Source organism: Halobacteriovorax sp. RT-2-6, assembly GCF_047085025.1.
Lineage (GTDB): Bacteria > Bdellovibrionota > Bacteriovoracia > Bacteriovoracales > Bacteriovoracaceae > Halobacteriovorax_A.
In genome coordinates this window covers 210,762-227,836 of the sequence record NZ_JBKIYH010000001.1, presented here as the reverse complement: position 1 = coordinate 227,836, position 17,075 = coordinate 210,762, and the positions used below count along the sequence as shown (strand labels likewise).

17 protein-coding genes are annotated in these 17,075 nt (G+C 36.7%); 5 read left to right on the top strand and 12 right to left on the bottom strand.

The genetic code is table 11. The features are described 5' to 3' along the window. Positions 1 to 32 precede the first annotated feature (32 nt). Positions 33 to 767, top strand: a complete 735-nt coding sequence (locus ACMAYS_RS01085; protein ID WP_103217152.1) for a trypsin-like serine peptidase — start codon at positions 33 to 35, stop codon at positions 765 to 767. A gap of 37 nt (positions 768 to 804) precedes the next feature. Here the strand turns inward: ACMAYS_RS01085 and ACMAYS_RS01080 are convergent, their stop codons facing one another. The 5 genes from ACMAYS_RS01080 to ACMAYS_RS01060 form a co-directional block, all read right to left on the bottom strand. Beyond that, entirely contained in the window at positions 805 to 1,575 is a 771-nt protein-coding gene (locus ACMAYS_RS01080) for a hypothetical protein (protein WP_103217151.1), read from the bottom strand. Positions 1,576 to 1,658: 83 nt separating this feature from the next. Further along, entirely contained in the window at positions 1,659 to 2,840 is a 1,182-nt protein-coding gene (locus ACMAYS_RS01075) for a hypothetical protein (protein ID WP_412462562.1), read from the bottom strand. 56 nt (positions 2,841 to 2,896) lie between these two features. Further along, on the bottom strand, positions 2,897 to 3,523 hold the full coding sequence (locus ACMAYS_RS01070; protein WP_392992068.1) for a hypothetical protein: 627 nt from the start codon (positions 3,521 to 3,523) through the stop codon (positions 2,897 to 2,899). Between the two features lie 39 nt (positions 3,524 to 3,562). Further along, a complete protein-coding gene (eno, locus tag ACMAYS_RS01065) occupies positions 3,563 to 4,843 on the bottom strand; it encodes a phosphopyruvate hydratase (RefSeq protein WP_103217148.1) in 1,281 nt (426 codons plus the stop codon). Between the two features lie 63 nt (positions 4,844 to 4,906). Then, a complete protein-coding gene (locus ACMAYS_RS01060) occupies positions 4,907 to 5,683 on the bottom strand; it encodes a glutamate racemase (RefSeq protein WP_412462561.1) in 777 nt (258 codons plus the stop codon). Between the two features lie 52 nt (positions 5,684 to 5,735). Here ACMAYS_RS01060 and ACMAYS_RS01055 point away from each other — a divergent pair, with 52 nt between their 5' ends. After that, positions 5,736 to 6,464 (top strand): hypothetical protein, encoded by a 729-nt coding sequence (locus ACMAYS_RS01055; RefSeq protein WP_103217146.1) that lies wholly within the window; start codon positions 5,736 to 5,738, stop codon positions 6,462 to 6,464. 2 nt (positions 6,465 to 6,466) lie between these two features. Here ACMAYS_RS01055 and ACMAYS_RS01050 read toward each other — a convergent pair whose 3' ends face one another. Further along, a complete protein-coding gene (locus ACMAYS_RS01050) occupies positions 6,467 to 7,342 on the bottom strand; it encodes a hypothetical protein (RefSeq protein WP_412462560.1) in 876 nt (291 codons plus the stop codon). 196 nt (positions 7,343 to 7,538) lie between these two features. On the opposite strand from ACMAYS_RS01050, the gene ACMAYS_RS01045 reads away from it, so the two are divergent. Further along, entirely contained in the window at positions 7,539 to 7,787 is a 249-nt protein-coding gene (locus tag ACMAYS_RS01045; protein WP_146037789.1) for a hypothetical protein, read from the top strand. A gap of 3 nt (positions 7,788 to 7,790) precedes the next feature. Here ACMAYS_RS01045 and ACMAYS_RS01040 read toward each other — a convergent pair whose 3' ends face one another. Both ACMAYS_RS01040 and ACMAYS_RS01035 read right to left on the bottom strand, forming a co-directional pair. Further along, complete coding sequence (locus tag ACMAYS_RS01040) at positions 7,791 to 8,927, bottom strand: CpaF family protein (RefSeq protein ID WP_103217143.1); 1,137 nt, start codon at positions 8,925 to 8,927, stop codon at positions 7,791 to 7,793. A 30-nt stretch (positions 8,928 to 8,957) separates the two neighbouring features. Beyond that, complete coding sequence (locus tag ACMAYS_RS01035; protein WP_103217142.1) at positions 8,958 to 9,413, bottom strand: cupredoxin domain-containing protein; 456 nt, start codon at positions 9,411 to 9,413, stop codon at positions 8,958 to 8,960. A gap of 209 nt (positions 9,414 to 9,622) precedes the next feature. Between ACMAYS_RS01035 and ACMAYS_RS01030 the strand changes: the two genes are divergently transcribed. Continuing rightward, positions 9,623 to 10,033 (top strand): response regulator, encoded by a 411-nt coding sequence (locus tag ACMAYS_RS01030; protein ID WP_103217141.1) that lies wholly within the window; start codon positions 9,623 to 9,625, stop codon positions 10,031 to 10,033. On the opposite strand, the gene ACMAYS_RS01025 is transcribed toward ACMAYS_RS01030, so the two are convergent. Beyond that, positions 10,020 to 10,505: an Hsp20/alpha crystallin family protein gene (locus ACMAYS_RS01025; RefSeq protein WP_412462559.1), complete on the bottom strand. Its 486-nt coding sequence runs from the start codon at positions 10,503 to 10,505 to the stop codon at positions 10,020 to 10,022. The genes ACMAYS_RS01030 and ACMAYS_RS01025 overlap by 14 nt on opposite strands. Before the next feature lie 225 nt (positions 10,506 to 10,730). Between ACMAYS_RS01025 and ACMAYS_RS01020 the strand changes: the two genes are divergently transcribed. Beyond that, positions 10,731 to 11,621 (top strand): ImmA/IrrE family metallo-endopeptidase, encoded by an 891-nt coding sequence (locus ACMAYS_RS01020; protein ID WP_103217139.1) that lies wholly within the window; start codon positions 10,731 to 10,733, stop codon positions 11,619 to 11,621. 70 nt (positions 11,622 to 11,691) lie between these two features. On the opposite strand, the gene ACMAYS_RS01015 is transcribed toward ACMAYS_RS01020, so the two are convergent. The 3 genes from ACMAYS_RS01015 to ACMAYS_RS01005 form a co-directional block, all read right to left on the bottom strand. After that, entirely contained in the window at positions 11,692 to 14,109 is a 2,418-nt protein-coding gene (locus tag ACMAYS_RS01015) for a hypothetical protein (protein ID WP_392992075.1), read from the bottom strand. 28 nt (positions 14,110 to 14,137) lie between these two features. Next, positions 14,138 to 15,928: a hypothetical protein gene (locus tag ACMAYS_RS01010; protein WP_103217137.1), complete on the bottom strand. Its 1,791-nt coding sequence runs from the start codon at positions 15,926 to 15,928 to the stop codon at positions 14,138 to 14,140. Positions 15,929 to 16,116: 188 nt separating this feature from the next. Further along, positions 16,117 to 17,073 (bottom strand): isopenicillin N synthase family dioxygenase, encoded by a 957-nt coding sequence (locus ACMAYS_RS01005; protein WP_103217136.1) that lies wholly within the window; start codon positions 17,071 to 17,073, stop codon positions 16,117 to 16,119. Positions 17,074 to 17,075 lie beyond the last annotated feature (2 nt).

Genomic DNA, 17,075 nt, shown 5'->3' with positions numbered 1-17,075 from the left:
AATTAACGCATCACGTAACAACAAGGATTTCCATGAATAGATTATTACCTATTTTTATATTACTTATCACGCCTTCAATATTTGCCTTAGAAAAGTCAATATGTGGTAATGATGATCGAATTCCTTCAAATGAACCCAAGGTAGGTAGAGCTCTTCGTAATGAAACTGCAACTGATGCCTGTACAGTCACGATGATTTCAAAAAGTTGCGCTCTATCAGTAGGCCACTGCAAGAAGTACTTTAATATCATCGAATTCAATACGCCTGAATCTGACAAAAATGGCATAAACTACTCATCTAAAGAAGACACATATAAAGTAGATCAAAGCTCAATTACTCTTAGTGATGCTGGACCAGGAAATGACTGGGCCGTTATGAAAATACTACCAAATGAGACGACACAAAAGTATGCTGGAGATGTTCAAGGCTTTTATGAATTAGATTACTCTGTTGCAGCAAGTAAATCACTTATAAGTATTACTGGCTACGGAGTCGATACTGAAGCAGAAAGATCTTTTGCTCAACAAAACGGCATCGGTTATATAGAGAGTATTGGAAGAACTGGCCTAATTCGCCATAAGGTTGATACGACTGGTGGTAATTCTGGCTCAAGTATTATTAATCTAAAATCGGGAAAAATTGTAGGTGTTCACTCACATGGTGGCTGCTCAATCAATCACTATAGTAATACAACAAATCTTGGAACAAGCGTTTCGACAAATATATCATTCAATAAAGCGATTCAAGCTTGTCTTGATTCAGAATAAAAAAAGCCTCTCATAAGAGAGGCTTTATTTTTTTAATTTATTTCTTTTTCTTCTTACCTTTCTTTTTCTTAGTACCTTTCTTCTTGCGGTTCTTAGCGATAAAGATTCCAGCACCAACAACAAGCGCAAGGATCAGATAAAGAGTCATATCATCACCACCGGCACCTTTACCTTTTTGTCTTTGGCCACCAACGCCAATATCATTAAGACCTGCTTCGTTATCTAAGAAGTCACCTGAAGCACCCGGAACTGCTTCACCTTTATTACCAGCGAGCTTAAGCCCATCAGCATCATTCTTAATGCGAGAAAATACCTGCATCGTCTCAATGATCTTATCAAAAATTGGCTTATAAGTTTGGTAGTGTTCCTTTGCAACTGAGAACGTTACAGCTACACCTAACTCTCCTTTTACAGTCGCAAGATAACGAGTATAAAAGCCAGGAACCTCACTTGATAAGTGAAGTGAATCAACCCAAGTATGACCTTGACCTTGAATCTTTTTCATTCTCGTGTATGAAGGTTCTGAAATTTGTGTTTTTCCACCAGGTAGCTTAAATGTTTTGGCCTGCTCTAAATAGGCCTTGTATTGAATTAAGTCATCTTGTTTACCACGGTGCTTGGCCGCGAAAATAATGATGGCCTCTTTCTTTCTTCTATCATTTGTCGACTGACAAACATACTCACTTCCCTCAATAGAACACTCCCAACCATTTGGTAGTTCGAACTCAAGAAAGTTAGAAGTATAAGGTTTTGCAATTACAGCTGATGTGGCCAGTAGGTAGAAAGCAATTAGAATTTGCTTCATCATCGATAATATCCTTTTTATGTTTATATTCAATATTTTAGCTTAACTTACAATTATATCAATTACTAAATATTTCCTCATTTCAGCTACTTAATCCTGGCAGCAAAGCCTTTTTCTATTGGCACCTTACGGTAACGTGCCACAACTTTTATAATTGATGAAGCACTTGAAACTTCATAAACCTTGCCTTGAGCAACTAATATATTTCCGCCAAAGTAGTCTGTTTTATAAATATCAACAATATTTCCAACTTGAATATCGTCAAGAGAGCCATGATCAATCTTAATGAAAACTCCCCTAGGAGAAACCTTAATAACATTGGCCTCGACAGAGTACTCTTTAAAACTCTCTTCAAATTTCTGCTGAGCAGTTACACCACCAGTAGTCCAAGTAAGACCTAGAGTTGTATAAAAGTCTTTATCAGTTGAAGTTCCAACAACCTTTGCACCAACTGTTGCATAAGCAAGATACTTCTTTCCAAATAGAGTTTGAGCACTAACGTCTAAGTTTAGGAATTGGCGATTAATCGAATTCCACCTTGAAGTGTAACCACTAGCAACAACAGGCTTTGCGTTCGGGTTATCAGTGTATTCATCACCACCCAATGAGTAGACACCATTTGCAGAAAGCCAAAAGGCCCAATCAACATAATGCTTTACAAGTCTTGCATCAAAAATGATCTCTGAAGAAATAGGGGCCCCAGGAATACGGTAACCAACCTTGAAGTCGTATGATGTCCACTTTGTTGATTCAAATTTAGCAAGGAAATTGAGCTCAAGATCATTTCCACCGTCACCTAAGATTAATTCATCACTTGGCGCTGAACCAGAATACGTATCAACAGTATAAGGCCTGAAGCGATAAAGTGCGTTTACAGCAAAATCTTTTCCATGCATTTTATCAAAAGCATAGAATGCTCCGACATAAAAAGACTCAAGCCCAGCTGTCGTTTGCGTCTCAAGAGTATCACCACTACTTACATATCGTCCTTTAAGGCCAGCAAGAAGTTGAAACTTAGGCATGATGGCATATTGATAATCAATATTTGCATCAAGTAAATTGTAGCTTACATCATCATTGTAAACCACTTCATTACCCTCACTATCAACTTGAGAAAGTGTCGAAGAAAAGCTGCCTTCAATCTTAACTTTGGATGCACCTTTATTTAGTGCAGTAGCGTCTGATTGATAGATTCGAGGGTTTGCTAAGGCCTGTAGGCCAGAGGCAAACAAAATCGTTAACGAAATAAAGATCTTTATAAATTCCATATGTTATATAGAATAACCTTCTTTATTACTTTTTAATATAGATAGAATTCTTTTACCTAGCAGGCGATATTTTGTTTAATATGTCCGATTTTATTAATCAGGATTATCGTTATCCATTTCTCATTCTCTAAGTAACTTTGAAATGTAATGCCATTTTCACTAGCAAGACGCTTCATTGAGAGTAGGCCAATGCCATTTGATTGTTGTTCTAAGTCTGTGTGCTCATTAATTTCATTTGAGAAAGTTAGTTGAATCTTCTCATCAACTTCACTGATGTGACACTCAATCATACTTTTGGGACTCGACCAAAGATATAAGTTTTTTGAGATATTTTTTATTAGGCGTTCAAAAATTTGTCCATCACAAGAAAATTCAATAGGGGCCAGATCACTTTGAAAAATTGAAACTTTTAAGTCGACCTTTAATTGATAAATTTCAAATTGTCTCTTACAAGTATCAATAAGACTTTCGACACTATATGAATCTGTATCCTTTAAACGCTTAAATTGGGATGATATTTGATTTTCTAAGGCCTGCACTTCATTATAAATAAGATTAAGACTTGCTTGCTCCATCTGACCATGACGAGACTCTAAATAGAGCTTCAGGCCATGTGTGTGATTGAGAAGATCATGGAGAAAATGTAGTGCTTCGTTATCTGACTTAGGTATATTTTTAGACATAAAAAAAGGCCTCTTAAAACGAGGCCTTTATATTTTGACTTAGATTAATCCGTCGTACTTTGCTTCACTACCAAGGGCCTCTTCAATTCTTAGTAGTTGATTGTATTTTGCAAGACGATCACTTCTTGAAGCAGAACCTGTTTTAATAAGTCCACTCGAAGTTGCTACAGCAAGATCAGCAATGAAGGCATCACTTGTTTCTCCTGAGCGGTGAGAGATAATTGCTCTAAAGTTATTTTCAAAAGCTAGCTTTAACGTATCAAATGTTTCACTTAGAGAACCAATTTGATTAATCTTAACTAAGATTGAGTTTGCCTGCTTTTTCTCAATACCTTCAGCTAGGATCTTCTTATTTGTTACAAATAAGTCATCTCCAACTAGTAAGCATTTATCCCCTAACTTTTCAGTCAGCTTTACCCAACCAGAATAGTCAGCTTCATCAAGCCCGTCTTCAATTGAATATATCGGATATTTTGAAACTAAATTTGAGTAATATTCAACCATATCCTCACTTGAATAGCTCTTACCTTGCATTTTGTAGCTTCCATCTTTATAGAACTCTGAAGCAGCTGCATCAAGGCTGATCGAGATATCTTGACCTGGTTTATAACCGGCCTTCTCAATAGCGCTGAGAATAAGATCAAGGGCCTCTTCGTGTGACTTAAGAGATGGTGCAAACCCACCTTCATCACCAACATTTGTTGAATATCCTTTTTCTGTTAAAACACTTTTTAGAGCGTGAAAAGTTTCAACACCAGCTCTTAGGTTTTCACTAAATGACTTTTCCATATGAGGAATAATCATAAATTCTTGAATATCAAGATTATTTGAAGCGTGCTCCCCACCATTGATAATATTCATCATAGGAGTTGGTAAGCGATACTTATCACTTGCCACAGGAACACCTAGATCTTCTCTTAAATAAGCATAAAGAGACTTTCCTTTTTCAAGAGCACCTGCACGAGCAACACACATTGAAACAGCAAGAATAGCATTAGCTCCTAACTTTTCTTTATTTTCTGTTCCATCAACATCAAGCATTGCTTGATCAACAGCTCTTAAGTCAAAAACATCCATTCCGATAATTTTTGGCGCGATATATTCATTGATATTTGAAATTGCCTTTCTAACAGATTTTCCAAGGTAGTAAGACTTGTCACCGTCTCTTAACTCAAGCGCTTCTTTAGAGCCAGTTGATGCCCCAGAAGGAACTGCTGCACGGGCCATAAAACCATTTTCAGTTACTAAATCAACTTCAACAGTTGGGTTTCCTCGTGAGTCTAAGATTTGACGTGGAGTAATAGATTTAATTTTAGACATATACCAATCCTTCGTTAGTTTAAAATTTGCCATATTTTAACTTACGCTTTTAAGGATCGTCACTTAGAAAAAGGGAAAACCTTCTAAATTTTGCTTTTTAACTTTGCGCCATAAATCTGGGCTTCGACTATCACGATAATAGAAGAAATCGACGATTTGAGCATCTTCGTTTATGACACATTGATCTGCCATATGCTTGGCCACATGATAACAAGGAGAAATACTTTGGGCCCCAACATTGGCCTTAAATAGCTCTTTGACGAAAGGATAGTGAGTACAACCTAAAATAATGTAATCATAACTCTCTTTCTGGCCTGAAGGAAAAATTGAATCAACTATCTCTTTAGAAATCTCATCTTCATTGAGCCTTCCACTATCAAAACTGTCTTCAATAATTTTAGCTAAATTCTTTGATACGCGATAAACCAAGTGTTCTTTTGGATCATAGCGCTCTTTCAAGCTCTGAAAACGCATAGAGTCTGCAGTAATCTTAGTTGTTAAAACCACTCCCTTTTGCTTTTTAAGCTCTGGGCGCAGGTTAATGACATTAATAAATGGTTCAATCCCAAAAAAGCGAATACTTGGGTAATTAGTGCGTAATTCATTAATGGCCATGGCCGTAGCAGAGTTACATGCAATTAAAATGGTATCAATTCCATGAGAGATAAAGTCTTCGACAATACTCTGACAAAAAGTAAATACTTCTTCTTTTGTCTTATTGCCATATGGTGCATTCAGGCGATCTGCAAAGTAATAAATTTCGCAACGATCCATAAGTTTTGCGACTTCACGCAACACGCTAAGTCCACCAATGCCAGAATCAAAAATACCTATCTTCAATATTTCACCTTAAATGCTAGACATCCCTAAAAAAGTCGTTATTTTATCCCTTATGGGTATTAAAAATAAATTCGTAAACTTTTTCACTAGAATTAATAAAAACCGTCTATCTAATGATGATAGCAGAGACAAGCTCTTAAAGTCTATGCAAGAGTCGCTACAAAGTCCGGTGAGAATTTGCTTGGCCCATAATGTTTTTGAAAAGACACCTTTGCGTGATGATCGAAAAAATCTTCATGATATCTATCTTCACGTTGAGAGCAATGACCATAATTTACTTTTGCACTTTGATCAAATGAACATTCTCAATTTAGTGGATAAAGAATTTATCGAATATCAAAACGAAGTCGAAAATTTTGATGCAAAGAAATTTGAACAATATGCCGTTAAGGCCATGATCGATGGTTCAATTGAGAACTTAAAATCAATCCCACCAAAGACAGGACTAAACGAAGACAAATCACTTGAGTGGCTAAAAGTAACTCTACTAACGCTAAAAAAGTCACTGGCCCGTATTGATCATAGAAATACAATTTTAAGTTACAAGGTGTTTTTTGGACAATGGGAGCAATCCCCTATTCTTAGAGTCATGATTTACAATCTTGATATTAAGCTAATTTTCAATAAGGATCAGTTAAAGCTAGAAGTTAAAAATAAAGAGAATCGAGCTGAATTTGATTCTCAAGCAAAAAAATATGAAGCTAGTTTTGGCCAGCTTCATAATGATGTATTAAATGAAATAATTAATTTATTTGTGAGTTTAAAACAAAGCGTCAGCTAGTTTTAGTTAAGCTTTGAATTAAGCTTTGTTAGGAAGTCCCTTGCACTTGATGTTGCAATCGCAGTGTACTGGTACGAATCAAGAATTTCTGATTGAACATCTTTTTTAAGAGCGTAAAGCTTCTTTAGATCAACACCCTTAGGCTTACCTTCCGATAATTTATTAAGCTGCTTATTGATTGAACGAAGTTCCCCAATATATGCATTAATATCAATTTCAGAACCAAAATTTTTCAAATTCTTAGTAGAGTTAATAAGGATCTCTGAAAGATTTGAAGTCTTCTTCTTTTCATTCTTTAATGTAGCAATAACATCATATTTACCACGACAATTTGTGATACGCCCTTTTAGTGAAGGACAGTTAAATGCAAGGTTTTTAATCTCATAACTAACTTTTGTATTATCGCGAAATCCAATTTTTGCAATAACACGATTAAGATTTGCAATAATATCTTTCTTCAGTATTTTTGCCGCCTGATTTTTATCAAGGCCAAGTCCGTTATTTTTAAGCTTTGTTAAAACCGCCGCCTTATCATTGGCAGATTCAATATTTACTAAGTTATTTTTTTCTAACTTTATGTGAACAAGAGAATTCTTTTCAACTAAAAGAGATTCATCAATTGCAACTTCTAGTGTTTCTGTTGCAGATTTCTTATTTAGGCCAACTTTAAGATTTGGTTTTTCAATTCGAGTAAAAGCAAGTTCTTTATATTGTCCCTGCCCATAATTTTTAAGAGTGTAGATCTGCTCAGACTTAAGCTGAAAGCGAATAGAATCAATATCATCTTGAATTGTTTCTAGTGCAAAAATATTTGCAGATAGAGCAATCGCTGTCATCACAAGAGTTGATTTGATGAATGAAGTAGTTCTATTTCTCATTTAATTTTTCCCTCAAAAATAAAATTAAGCTATTTGACGCCTTCAATAATATCAGCAGAAATGACTTTATTGGGCCTAGTTGAAAAATAGTAATGCCATGTTCATTTTCTATGCACCAAATTTTAGACAACACAACAGGAATCTACGTAGTTTAAATTTTATTGCTTTTTACTCTAATGTAATTACAATTAATTATATGAAAATAGACGTGGATATTGACAAGTTTTCAGGGGGTTACAAGGTAACATTCCCCCTATCTGAATTCAATGACTTAAGTGATTTTAAGATGAGCATCGCTATCATCAAGGTTTTTAGCGCTGATATGGAGCTTGAGCCAGAACTTGAAGTGGATGATATCAAGGAAATCGTCGACAAGACTAAAGAGCTAGATCAGAACCGATTTATCGTTGAAATCTATGAGGATGGTATCGAAGTTGATATCTAATAATTAAGCGACCTTTTTCTTAACCATATCCTTCACCCAATCTGGGGCAAGGAAATTAGATTTTGGAAATGGTAGCTTATGGACAACGATATCTTCAAAGAAAGTTGGTACATAATTACACGGCACCATCTCTCCTATATACTTACCAGTTTGCGGATCCTTGCCAGTTTGAACCCAGCGAAAGATATCGCGAACAATATAATTCCCATTATTATCGACACCTAATACTTCTGAAATATGCGACGTACGACGTCCCCCATCATGATAACGACTACACTGAACAACAATTTGCAGAGCACTCCCAACCATTTTCCTAACAGCATCTGGTGGAATTTTTGTATCACCCATAAGGCAAAGTGTCTCAAGACGAGTACAGGCATCAATTGGGTTATTGGCGTGAACAGTTCCCATTGAACCATCGTGACCAGTATTCATAACTTGAACAAGATCCAGGGCCTCATCTCCACGAACCTCCCCAACAATAATTCTATCAGGGCGAAGCCTCATGGCAGAAATAACGAGATCACGAATTGAAACTTCCTCAATCCCCTTTAACTCATCCGCCTTTCTCGTTTCAAAATTTACGACGTGTTCGGCATCAACTTGTAGTTCTGCCGCATCTTCAATAATGATGAGACGTTGTGTTTTAGGAATTCTTCCCCCTAAAACGTTTAGCATCGTCGTCTTTCCAGAACCCGTACCACCAGATACAAGAACATTCTTTCCAAGATAAACGCATATATCCAGAAACCTTGCGGCCACATCAGACATAGAACCAAATGAGATAAGGTCCTTAAGAGTTAGACTTTCCTTAGAAAATTTACGAATGGCCACTGTCGTTCCATTCTTTGCCATTGGAGGTAGTACCACGTGAATACGTGAACCATCTGGCAGACGCGCATCTAGGCGCGGGTTATCTTCATCAATTGTTCGATTTACCGATTGAGCAATGGCACGCATTGCAGAGATAAGTGATGATTCGTCTTCGAATTGATTTGGAACTTTAAAAACGAGACCTTTCTTTTCAACAAAAATTTCATGGGGCCCATTAATCATAACTTCGGAAACACCTTCATCTTCCAAAAGGTCGCCTATTGGATAAAGTAAATTCTTAATCGCATCGTTAAATACCGAAGACATAATCCCTCACAATCAAACTCTAAATATAAATCAGTCGTCTTTTGGACGCCAAACACGCACTCGCTCACTTTCACGAGATGCGATTTCTCTTTTTTGCTCGTCTTTTTTTGCCTTCTCTCGTGGATGTTCAATAACAGTTAAAATTCCACTGATTTGTCCTGACGGGCAGTAAAATTTGAAGCGTCCAGGCGTATCAAGAAAAACTGAAGCTTCCCTAACTTCACCAGTCTTGGCCTCAACATATACTTCGTGCTCTTTTAATATTAGACAACTAGGCTGCTTTGTCGCTGATGTAACATAAAGGTTTAACTTCTCACCAACGAAGGCCGTAACCTTTGAAGGAAAAAAACCTTTATCTGTAGCGATAATCGACAGATCTCTCTTAGGAATCTCAAATTCCTCTTTCTTATGAAAGTAAGTCTCCTGGATGCCAAAGGCAAAGGATGTAATAATCAATGTCAATAACGTCACAACGAAGCTTTTCATAAATTATTTATCGGTATCTTATAGTGGATACTTTAGTCGTCTACTCAAATTTAGCCGACTACTTTGCTCGTTATTTCAGTAGTTTAGTAACATTAACAAATATTATAGATTAATTTAGTTATAAAAAATAATGTGACGAATTAAAATAAGCTCATATTGTTTATAATTTTGAATCAACGCTGCATTTGTAACTGATAAGGAAATCACCTATGAAAGCTCTCATCATTGACGACAAAAGAACAATATCAGAATCCCTTAAGTCACTAATTGCAAGCAGTGGCTATTTTGCAAATGTATCAATGGCCTCAAATGGAGTCGATGCCTGTCAGATGATTAAAAATGATAATTATGATCTCATTGTGATCGACTTAAATCTCCCAGAAATGGGTGGCCAAGAAGTATTACAATATATTGAACGACTCTATCACCTCGAAGAAAAGCAACGTGAGAAATATCCACATATCATGCTCATTTCGGGAGATATCGATGTCGACAAGATTCATGATGCTTCAAAGATAAATGTAGAAGAAGTTCTGACAAAGCCATTTAACGCCCAGGACTTCAATCATAAGCTCTACGCAATTCTCGAAAACTTAAATGGAGAAATTATAGCTGCTTAGATTTCTTTAAAGGCCTAAAGTCCATGACGATATTACCATCCTTCATACTCATCTTAACTGAAGTCGAGTCAAGATTAGCTCTTAATGGGATACTCTGTGAAAAAGATGATTTTGAAATACCATTTGGCGATTTAATGACCTTTTGACCACTAATAACTATGATGTTTTCTTTCACTTCGACATTGACTTCATCATCTTTAGAAATTTTGATAACGAGAGTGTCAGCATCCTGCCAAAAGTATTCCACCATATTCACATGACGATTGAAGCGATCAGGAAGTCCTTTGATCTGGCCTAACTTCTGCATTCGCTCAAACATCTTTTGAATCTCGGCATCAAAGCTATCCCCTGCTTGCATCTGCTTAAACATCTCATCACGCATTTGTGTGATTTGATCAACCAGTGGATCATTAGTTTGGCCATAACTTACAACTGAAAGTAGAAAAAAAGTGATACAAATTATCTTCTTCATAATGCTAAAACTTTATCATAATTTTAATGACTTAACCAAAGAGTGGTGAAAAACTTTAACACATTCACAATGCAGCACAGCATCTAGAAACCAACAAAATCTTACATTAAGGCCCAAATCAAAAAAAGACTTTTACATAGTGTAAAAAATTCAGAAAAATCATATCTACGCTAAACCAGAAAAAGAATTGGCAAATCAATAATATACTTTTCAGGGAGGACTGATTTGAAAAAAGGAATTTTAGCTCTACTACTTGCATGTGTATCGACTTTTTCTTTCGCATGTGACGAGCACGGAACAACAGGAATCGTAGAAGACAACAACCTATGGATTCCTTCAAATGTTAAAAGTATCAACACAATTTCAGAAGGTGAGTTCAACTCAATCATTGATAAGATTGAAGCGATCTATGCACCGATTATCGCTGCTAAAGGTAAAACTTTAGAAATCGAAAGAAAATGGGAAGATGGAACTGTTAACGCATACGCTCAGCAAATTGGTAACACTTGGCGTGTTAGTATGTTTGGTGGTCTTGCAAGACACGAAACAATCACAAGAGACGGATTTGCAACTGTTGTATGTCACGAGCTTGGTCACCACCTAGGTGGAGCACCTAAGAAAGCTAGCTGGTGGGGATCTTCATGGGCTTCAAACGAAGGTCAAGCTGATTACTTCGCTACTTCTAAGTGTCTAAGAAAGTTCATGGAAAACGATGATAACGCTTCAATCATGAGCGAAGTTGAAGTTCCAGCTGTAGCAGTTAAGAACTGTGAGAAAAACTTTGTTAACGAAAACGAATATGCAATGTGTCTAAGAGGTTCAATGGCAGGTATGTCACTAGCTAACCTTTTCAGAGCACTAAGAAGCATGACTTCTGAGCTTAAGTTTGACACTCCAGATCCAGCTGTAGTTTCTAAAACTAATGACAACCACCCAGCACCACAGTGTCGTCTAGATACTTACTACCAAGGTGCTCTATGTACTGTTGACGCTTACACAGATGTAGATCAAAACGATGCAAACATCGGTACTTGTAACAGAACTGAAAACTTCACAACTGGACTAAGACCACTATGTTGGTTCAAACCAGGTCAAGCTGTAGTTGAAGCACAATAATTAAAAATTAAATTATTGAAAATAAAGAGGCCCGCAAGATGCGGGCCTTTCTTATTTAATGGACTATGAATTAGTCTTTCTTACGATCTTTCTTTGAACGAGTCTCAAGATCACCGTTGAATACTTTTAATTGATTGATGTAATCTTTGTATCCAAAAGTCGAGTCATATAAAGCTTCTAGTTCTTGAGCTAGTACTTTATATGTTTCTTTTGCTTCTTCATTAAGCTTACCAGCAGCTGAAGATGCCTTGTATTCTTTCTGTAGAGCACCGATCATTGTATTAGCAACTTTTGCGTTGTTATCCCAATCAGTTTTAATTTCTCTTTCAGTAGCAGTTAAGATGATAGAGATTAAAGTTTCAACTCTATCTTCTTTATACCCATCATCACCGTAGTTAGTTGTTGAGTTTGTAAGGATTGAGTTGAAGTAATCCGCAACGGACTTATCAAAGTTCACATTATCAAAAGAAGCACTACGTGTATTCATGATTCTTCCACCAACTTTTGATGTTACCTTACCAGAAAGCCCATTATTGATAATGAATAATGGATCAACTCCTGTAACACGAACAGGAACTCTCTTTGACTCACCTGCTTTTAGAGCTGTTGTTGTAGCTGTATAAGTCTTACCATCATTCATTGCTACAGAGATATCAACAGAAGCTGAAGTTTCTGAGTTTGAAGGGTTTTTAACAGTTACGTATACTGTTGCGTCCCCAGCTACTACAGAGTTAATCTGAGTTTGTGCATGGTAAACTGGTGCTACATCTAAGATTTCGATAGTTTTGCTATCTGTACTCTTAAGTTCGTAAACCTTCTTGATATCGCTTCCATCAATACTTACTGTAAGTCTTGCTGAATCAAATACATTTAGGTTATTTGAAAGCTTACCTTGAGCTTTTGCTGAAGTGTGAGTAAAGTTCAATGAAGCTGGAGCAGTTACGTACTCTGAGCGACTTGAACCTGATTCAAATGAAGCTGAATCAAGAGAAACTTTAATATTTCCAGACTTAAGACCTAAGTTTCTTAAACCTAATACAGACTTAAGTGACTCACCTCTTGTAAAGATTCCATTTCCGTCACCAGAAAGATCGAAACCAGTGATCTCAACCATTGGGTTATTTACAAAGTAATCGAAATTCTTATTCCAAGAAGCTACAAATAGGTTTTCGTATTCTTTAGCAAATGAAGTTGCCGACTGTGCCTTGTAAACTTCATCATAAGCTTGTTGCTTGGCAAGATCACGTGCAACGATTAGACCTACGGCCTTCCCAGAATCTTCTCCAAGGTTGCGTGCCATTGTATGTGTTGATACGAAGGCCTTACCAAAGTGCTCTTTTGCAAGATTTCTATAAGACTCAGCAAATGCGTCAGCATATACGGCCTTTAGGTCTTTAGCAGACTTTCCAGAAACAGTACGGTAGCGAGTTTCAAAGATTGGACGATTTAAGTCATCAACTTGCTTATAAACGATATTTCCGTTTGCATCTCTTTTTACTACTTTGCGTCCTGTTGGCTGTCCATCAGCACCGATCTCATCGATTTCAACAGCTACACTTTTTTGGTGATAACCAATTCTTTGCTGATATGCTTCTTTAACATCTTGGATATTACGATAAGCAATTGCTTCTTGTTCATCAGATGCTTGAAACTTATTCCATGCGCGAGTTGTTGACTTCCAACCATAGTCTTTGAAGTTATACTCTCCGTATGCAGAGAATAGATCCCACATTGAAACAGTGTGTAGACCTTTATCGAATAGAATAGGTGTTGAAGAACACTTATCTGCTAAACTTGATCTAAGACCAAATTGTCTAGCAACAGCACGAGCGTGAATTCTCTTAGAGATTGCAGATGAAGAAGAAACCCACCCAGCGTTAATTACATCACTAAATGATCCACCTTTCCCATCTCTTGCATAACCATCATCAAAACCTTCAAAACGTGGAACTTTAAGAACATTAGAATAATCTTTTGATGGAGCTGTTACAGTTTGAGAAGCATCATCTCTTACATTATCTCTAAAACGTGAGATGATTTCAGATTCTGTTGAATAACGTGAATCCTTTGCGGCCTTATCTTTACCAAGTGCTACAGCGTTTTCAATTGTCACACCTTTAAGAGCACGTTGTTCGTCTCTTAAGATATCAACCGACGGGTTTGAAGTCACATTAAACCCACGATATAGACCTTGTTGATAACCATCAACACAACCTAAATGTGTCCCTTCTCCAGCGGCATATACAGCGGCCATGCGTTGAGCAGACTGAACTCCACGCTCACACATTTGAGTGTGTTCTTTATCCATATTTGGATCATCATAAACTTTCTTACAAACAGTTTTAGAAATATTACTTAGGTTCTCCGGTGTATAAATACCATCTAAAGAAATCCCTTCGATTGAAGAATTGTAATAACCCGCGATAACAGCAGGTGCTTGCGTCATCAAGAACGCGGCAACTAGAAGTTTTTGTTTTTTGTTGTTCATTCTCTTCTCTCCTTTTTCGTTTTTATTCTTACTTTGTTTCAAAATTAATAACGTCATAGTTCAAATTTAATTCGTTATCCATAATATTTTTCTTAATTAATTCATTTAACGTATTCTTCGCATGAGTGCTTATCGCAGGGTTTTGCGAATTTAAGTCTCTCAATACCTGATCCTTTAAATGGTGGGCATTGATATAATGTGGATACTTAAGTTTTCTTCTTTCCACTTCACAAATAACATCAGTCTTGTAAGAGTCATAAAGGTTATCTGGTGTCTGCAATCCTTCTGGAGGATAAATAATCTGAATAAGATTTCTAACTATTGGAATCTGGTTCCAATTTGAAGTTATGACATTTCCAAATGCCCAATTCACAAAGTCAGAGCAAACACCTAGCTTTGAATAATCCTCTTTATTTTCAACTTTCTTTAATGCCTTCTCTTTCGTACGAGTCATCTTCTTTGCACTCTTCTCATTAACTCGAAGCCATGCAAAATTTGTGCGATAATCATCATAAGTATCGCAGCCATCAGAATGACACTTGCGATATCCCTTCTTTATCTCGAGAAAAGGAGGCATCTTATCTTCCTCTTCCTTTCCCCAATTAAAGCTAAGAGGGTAAAATCCCATCGTATTTATACGCGTATCACGCTCTATTTCTGTAATGATCTCAGCGTGTCTAAACTCTAGACTTCGATCATTAAACTTTAAAAACTCGACAAGCTTGATGGCCCCTGAAGTTCGAGGACTAAAGTCTTCAAAAAGATCGATATCACTTTCTAGTGATCTTCTAAGGAGAATATTTCCTGGCCCGCCAAGTAGTGAGCATACTTGGGTCGCACGATAATACTTAAACTCCATCTCTTTAAGACCAAGCGTTGGATCAAGCTCAATCACTACTAATCTCTTATTTAAGCTTTTAGCTTCTAAAGAAAATAAGTTGAACGTCTTATATACACGAGATAAAAGTACGCGCGCATTTTTTGTATTTGTCTTTGTAAGATTTACTAGCTGTCTAGTCTGTGACACTAACTGTGTAAGCTTTGCAAACTGTGCTCCATCATTGATATCAAAGTCTTCGAGAAGCTCTTCTACTTCCTTTAAGATCTTCTTATATTTGATATAGTCATAGGATTCGGCAGTATATGGACGACGATATTCTTTTCTTGGCCCATGATTCCTTTTAATAAACAGTGAAAGATGATCAATCATTCTTGTTAGTGAAATCTCTAATTCATCTTGTGCATTATAGAAGTCACCTAGTAATTCTTCTTTTTGCTTAAGGAATTCTTCCTGCTTTTGATATACCCTTGCAACCTCTCTAAGTGGTTTTGAAATTTGAATATAAATATCTTCTTCTTTTAACATTTCTGCTAAATTAAGCGCTGATGCTGAAATTTGAGAGATAAGAATCTTACGAGAAGATGGGAGCTTTTCGTATCCCTTTGTCTTAGAAAATGTTGGGATAAGCTTATCTAAGTATTGAATGAACTCGAGTGTTTCTTTATAGGCAAGCTCATCTGTGTACTCACCTTCTTTATCTGTGCCTAGTTGGCCCTTCTTTAAAACTCTCTTGTGAAACTTTCTAATAGCAGAATGAATATTCTCATATTGGTAATAGGCTTCTGTATATCCATTTCGCTGATATTCTGAATTATGGATTTTGGCCATATTTCTTAAGCGAACAAGAATCTTAGAAGATGCCCTCTTCATTGATAAAACTTCACGATTAAATTGCGTTGAAGCAGATGCTAGGATCGTGAAATTGAATACAAGAATAGTGACGAACTTGATTAAAGTCGATTTCTTTAGGTTTTGCATGGCAATTAATATGCAAAAAAAGTGCCACCCATTTTGATTAAATTATAAGCATTTAGAGTTTAGAAAGTGTTCAGAATTTAGACAAATAGACATTTAATCAACAAATAAAAAAGGCCCCACTATTGCGAGGCCTTTACATTCTTATTATTCGTAGTGTTGTTGTTCTGGTTCCCCAGTATTTATTAAAATTACTTAATTAGACCAATTTCTCTTAGTCTTTGATTTAGGAAATCTCCAGCTGTGATATCTTCCCACTTCTTGCCTTCTCCTACACAGCTTTCTAAACAAGCTAGAGATGCTTTTGAGTGCGGGTGCACAAAGTATGGCATAGAGTATCTTTCTTCACCAGAATTGTCTGGGTTGATTACTCTGTGAGTAGTTGCAGGAAGTACATTATTCGTTAGCCTTGCCATCATATCTCCAGAATCAACAACAAGTTGTCCTGGTTTAGAATCTACATCTAGCCAAGTTCCATCACGATCTAAAAGCTGTAAACCTGATGAAGTTGCACCAACAAGCATTGTGATAAGGTTGATATCCTCGTGTGCACCGGCCCTAATTGAGTTTGTTGTATCGTGACCAGTTGTTGGCGGGTAGTGAATCGTTCTTAGAATTGAATTTCCATCATTAACCATATCTGCAAAGAAGCCTTGTGGTACGTCTAGCCCTTTTCCAATTGCTTCTAAAAGAACATTTGCAGTAGCATCCATAGATTCATAGAGAGAAAGAAATTTTTCTTTAAAGCCAGGAACTTCTGCAGGCCAAATATTTTCAGGATAAACCCCTTTGTATTGTGAAGTCGCTGCAAGCTCACGCCCAACGTGCCAAAACTCTTTTAGGTCTGGGTGCTTGCTATCTTTTGCGTGCTCCATTCCAAATGGAGTGTAGCCACGTTGACCACCGTTTTGTCCTTGGTAATTAAGCTTAGTTTCCACAGGTAGAGAGAAGAATTTCTTTACCATATCATATGCTTCATCAACTTTATTTTGATCAACAGTGTGATTATCTAGAATGATAAAACCGTATTCTTTTAGGCCGTACATTAAGTCGTCGACAAATTTAATCTGATCAGCAGTCGAGCCTTCAGTGTAAGAAGTAAGGCTTAATTCTGGAACTCTTCTTTCATTATTATTTGCAGTACTCATAA

Excerpts from the sequence above, each read along its gene's own strand:
- ACMAYS_RS01085 (WP_103217152.1), top strand. The coding sequence starts at position 33 with ATGAATAGATTATTACCTATTTTTATATTACTTATCACGCCTTCAATA.
- ACMAYS_RS01080 (WP_103217151.1), bottom strand. The coding sequence starts at position 1,575 with ATGATGAAGCAAATTCTAATTGCTTTCTACCTACTGGCCACATCAGCT.
- ACMAYS_RS01075 (WP_412462562.1), bottom strand. The coding sequence starts at position 2,840 with ATGGAATTTATAAAGATCTTTATTTCGTTAACGATTTTGTTTGCCTCT.
- ACMAYS_RS01070 (WP_392992068.1), bottom strand. The coding sequence starts at position 3,523 with ATGTCTAAAAATATACCTAAGTCAGATAACGAAGCACTACATTTTCTC.
- eno (WP_103217148.1), bottom strand. The coding sequence starts at position 4,843 with ATGTCTAAAATTAAATCTATTACTCCACGTCAAATCTTAGACTCACGA.
- ACMAYS_RS01055 (WP_103217146.1), top strand. The coding sequence starts at position 5,736 with ATGGGTATTAAAAATAAATTCGTAAACTTTTTCACTAGAATTAATAAA.
- ACMAYS_RS01050 (WP_412462560.1), bottom strand. The coding sequence starts at position 7,342 with ATGAGAAATAGAACTACTTCATTCATCAAATCAACTCTTGTGATGACA.
- ACMAYS_RS01045 (WP_146037789.1), top strand. The coding sequence starts at position 7,539 with ATGAAAATAGACGTGGATATTGACAAGTTTTCAGGGGGTTACAAGGTA.
- ACMAYS_RS01040 (WP_103217143.1), bottom strand. The coding sequence starts at position 8,927 with ATGTCTTCGGTATTTAACGATGCGATTAAGAATTTACTTTATCCAATA.
- ACMAYS_RS01035 (WP_103217142.1), bottom strand. The coding sequence starts at position 9,413 with ATGAAAAGCTTCGTTGTGACGTTATTGACATTGATTATTACATCCTTT.
- ACMAYS_RS01030 (WP_103217141.1), top strand. The coding sequence starts at position 9,623 with ATGAAAGCTCTCATCATTGACGACAAAAGAACAATATCAGAATCCCTT.
- ACMAYS_RS01025 (WP_412462559.1), bottom strand. The coding sequence starts at position 10,505 with ATGAAGAAGATAATTTGTATCACTTTTTTTCTACTTTCAGTTGTAAGT.
- ACMAYS_RS01015 (WP_392992075.1), bottom strand. The coding sequence starts at position 14,109 with ATGAACAACAAAAAACAAAAACTTCTAGTTGCCGCGTTCTTGATGACG.
- ACMAYS_RS01010 (WP_103217137.1), bottom strand. The coding sequence starts at position 15,928 with ATGCAAAACCTAAAGAAATCGACTTTAATCAAGTTCGTCACTATTCTT.
- ACMAYS_RS01005 (WP_103217136.1), bottom strand. The coding sequence starts at position 17,073 with ATGAGTACTGCAAATAATAATGAAAGAAGAGTTCCAGAATTAAGCCTT.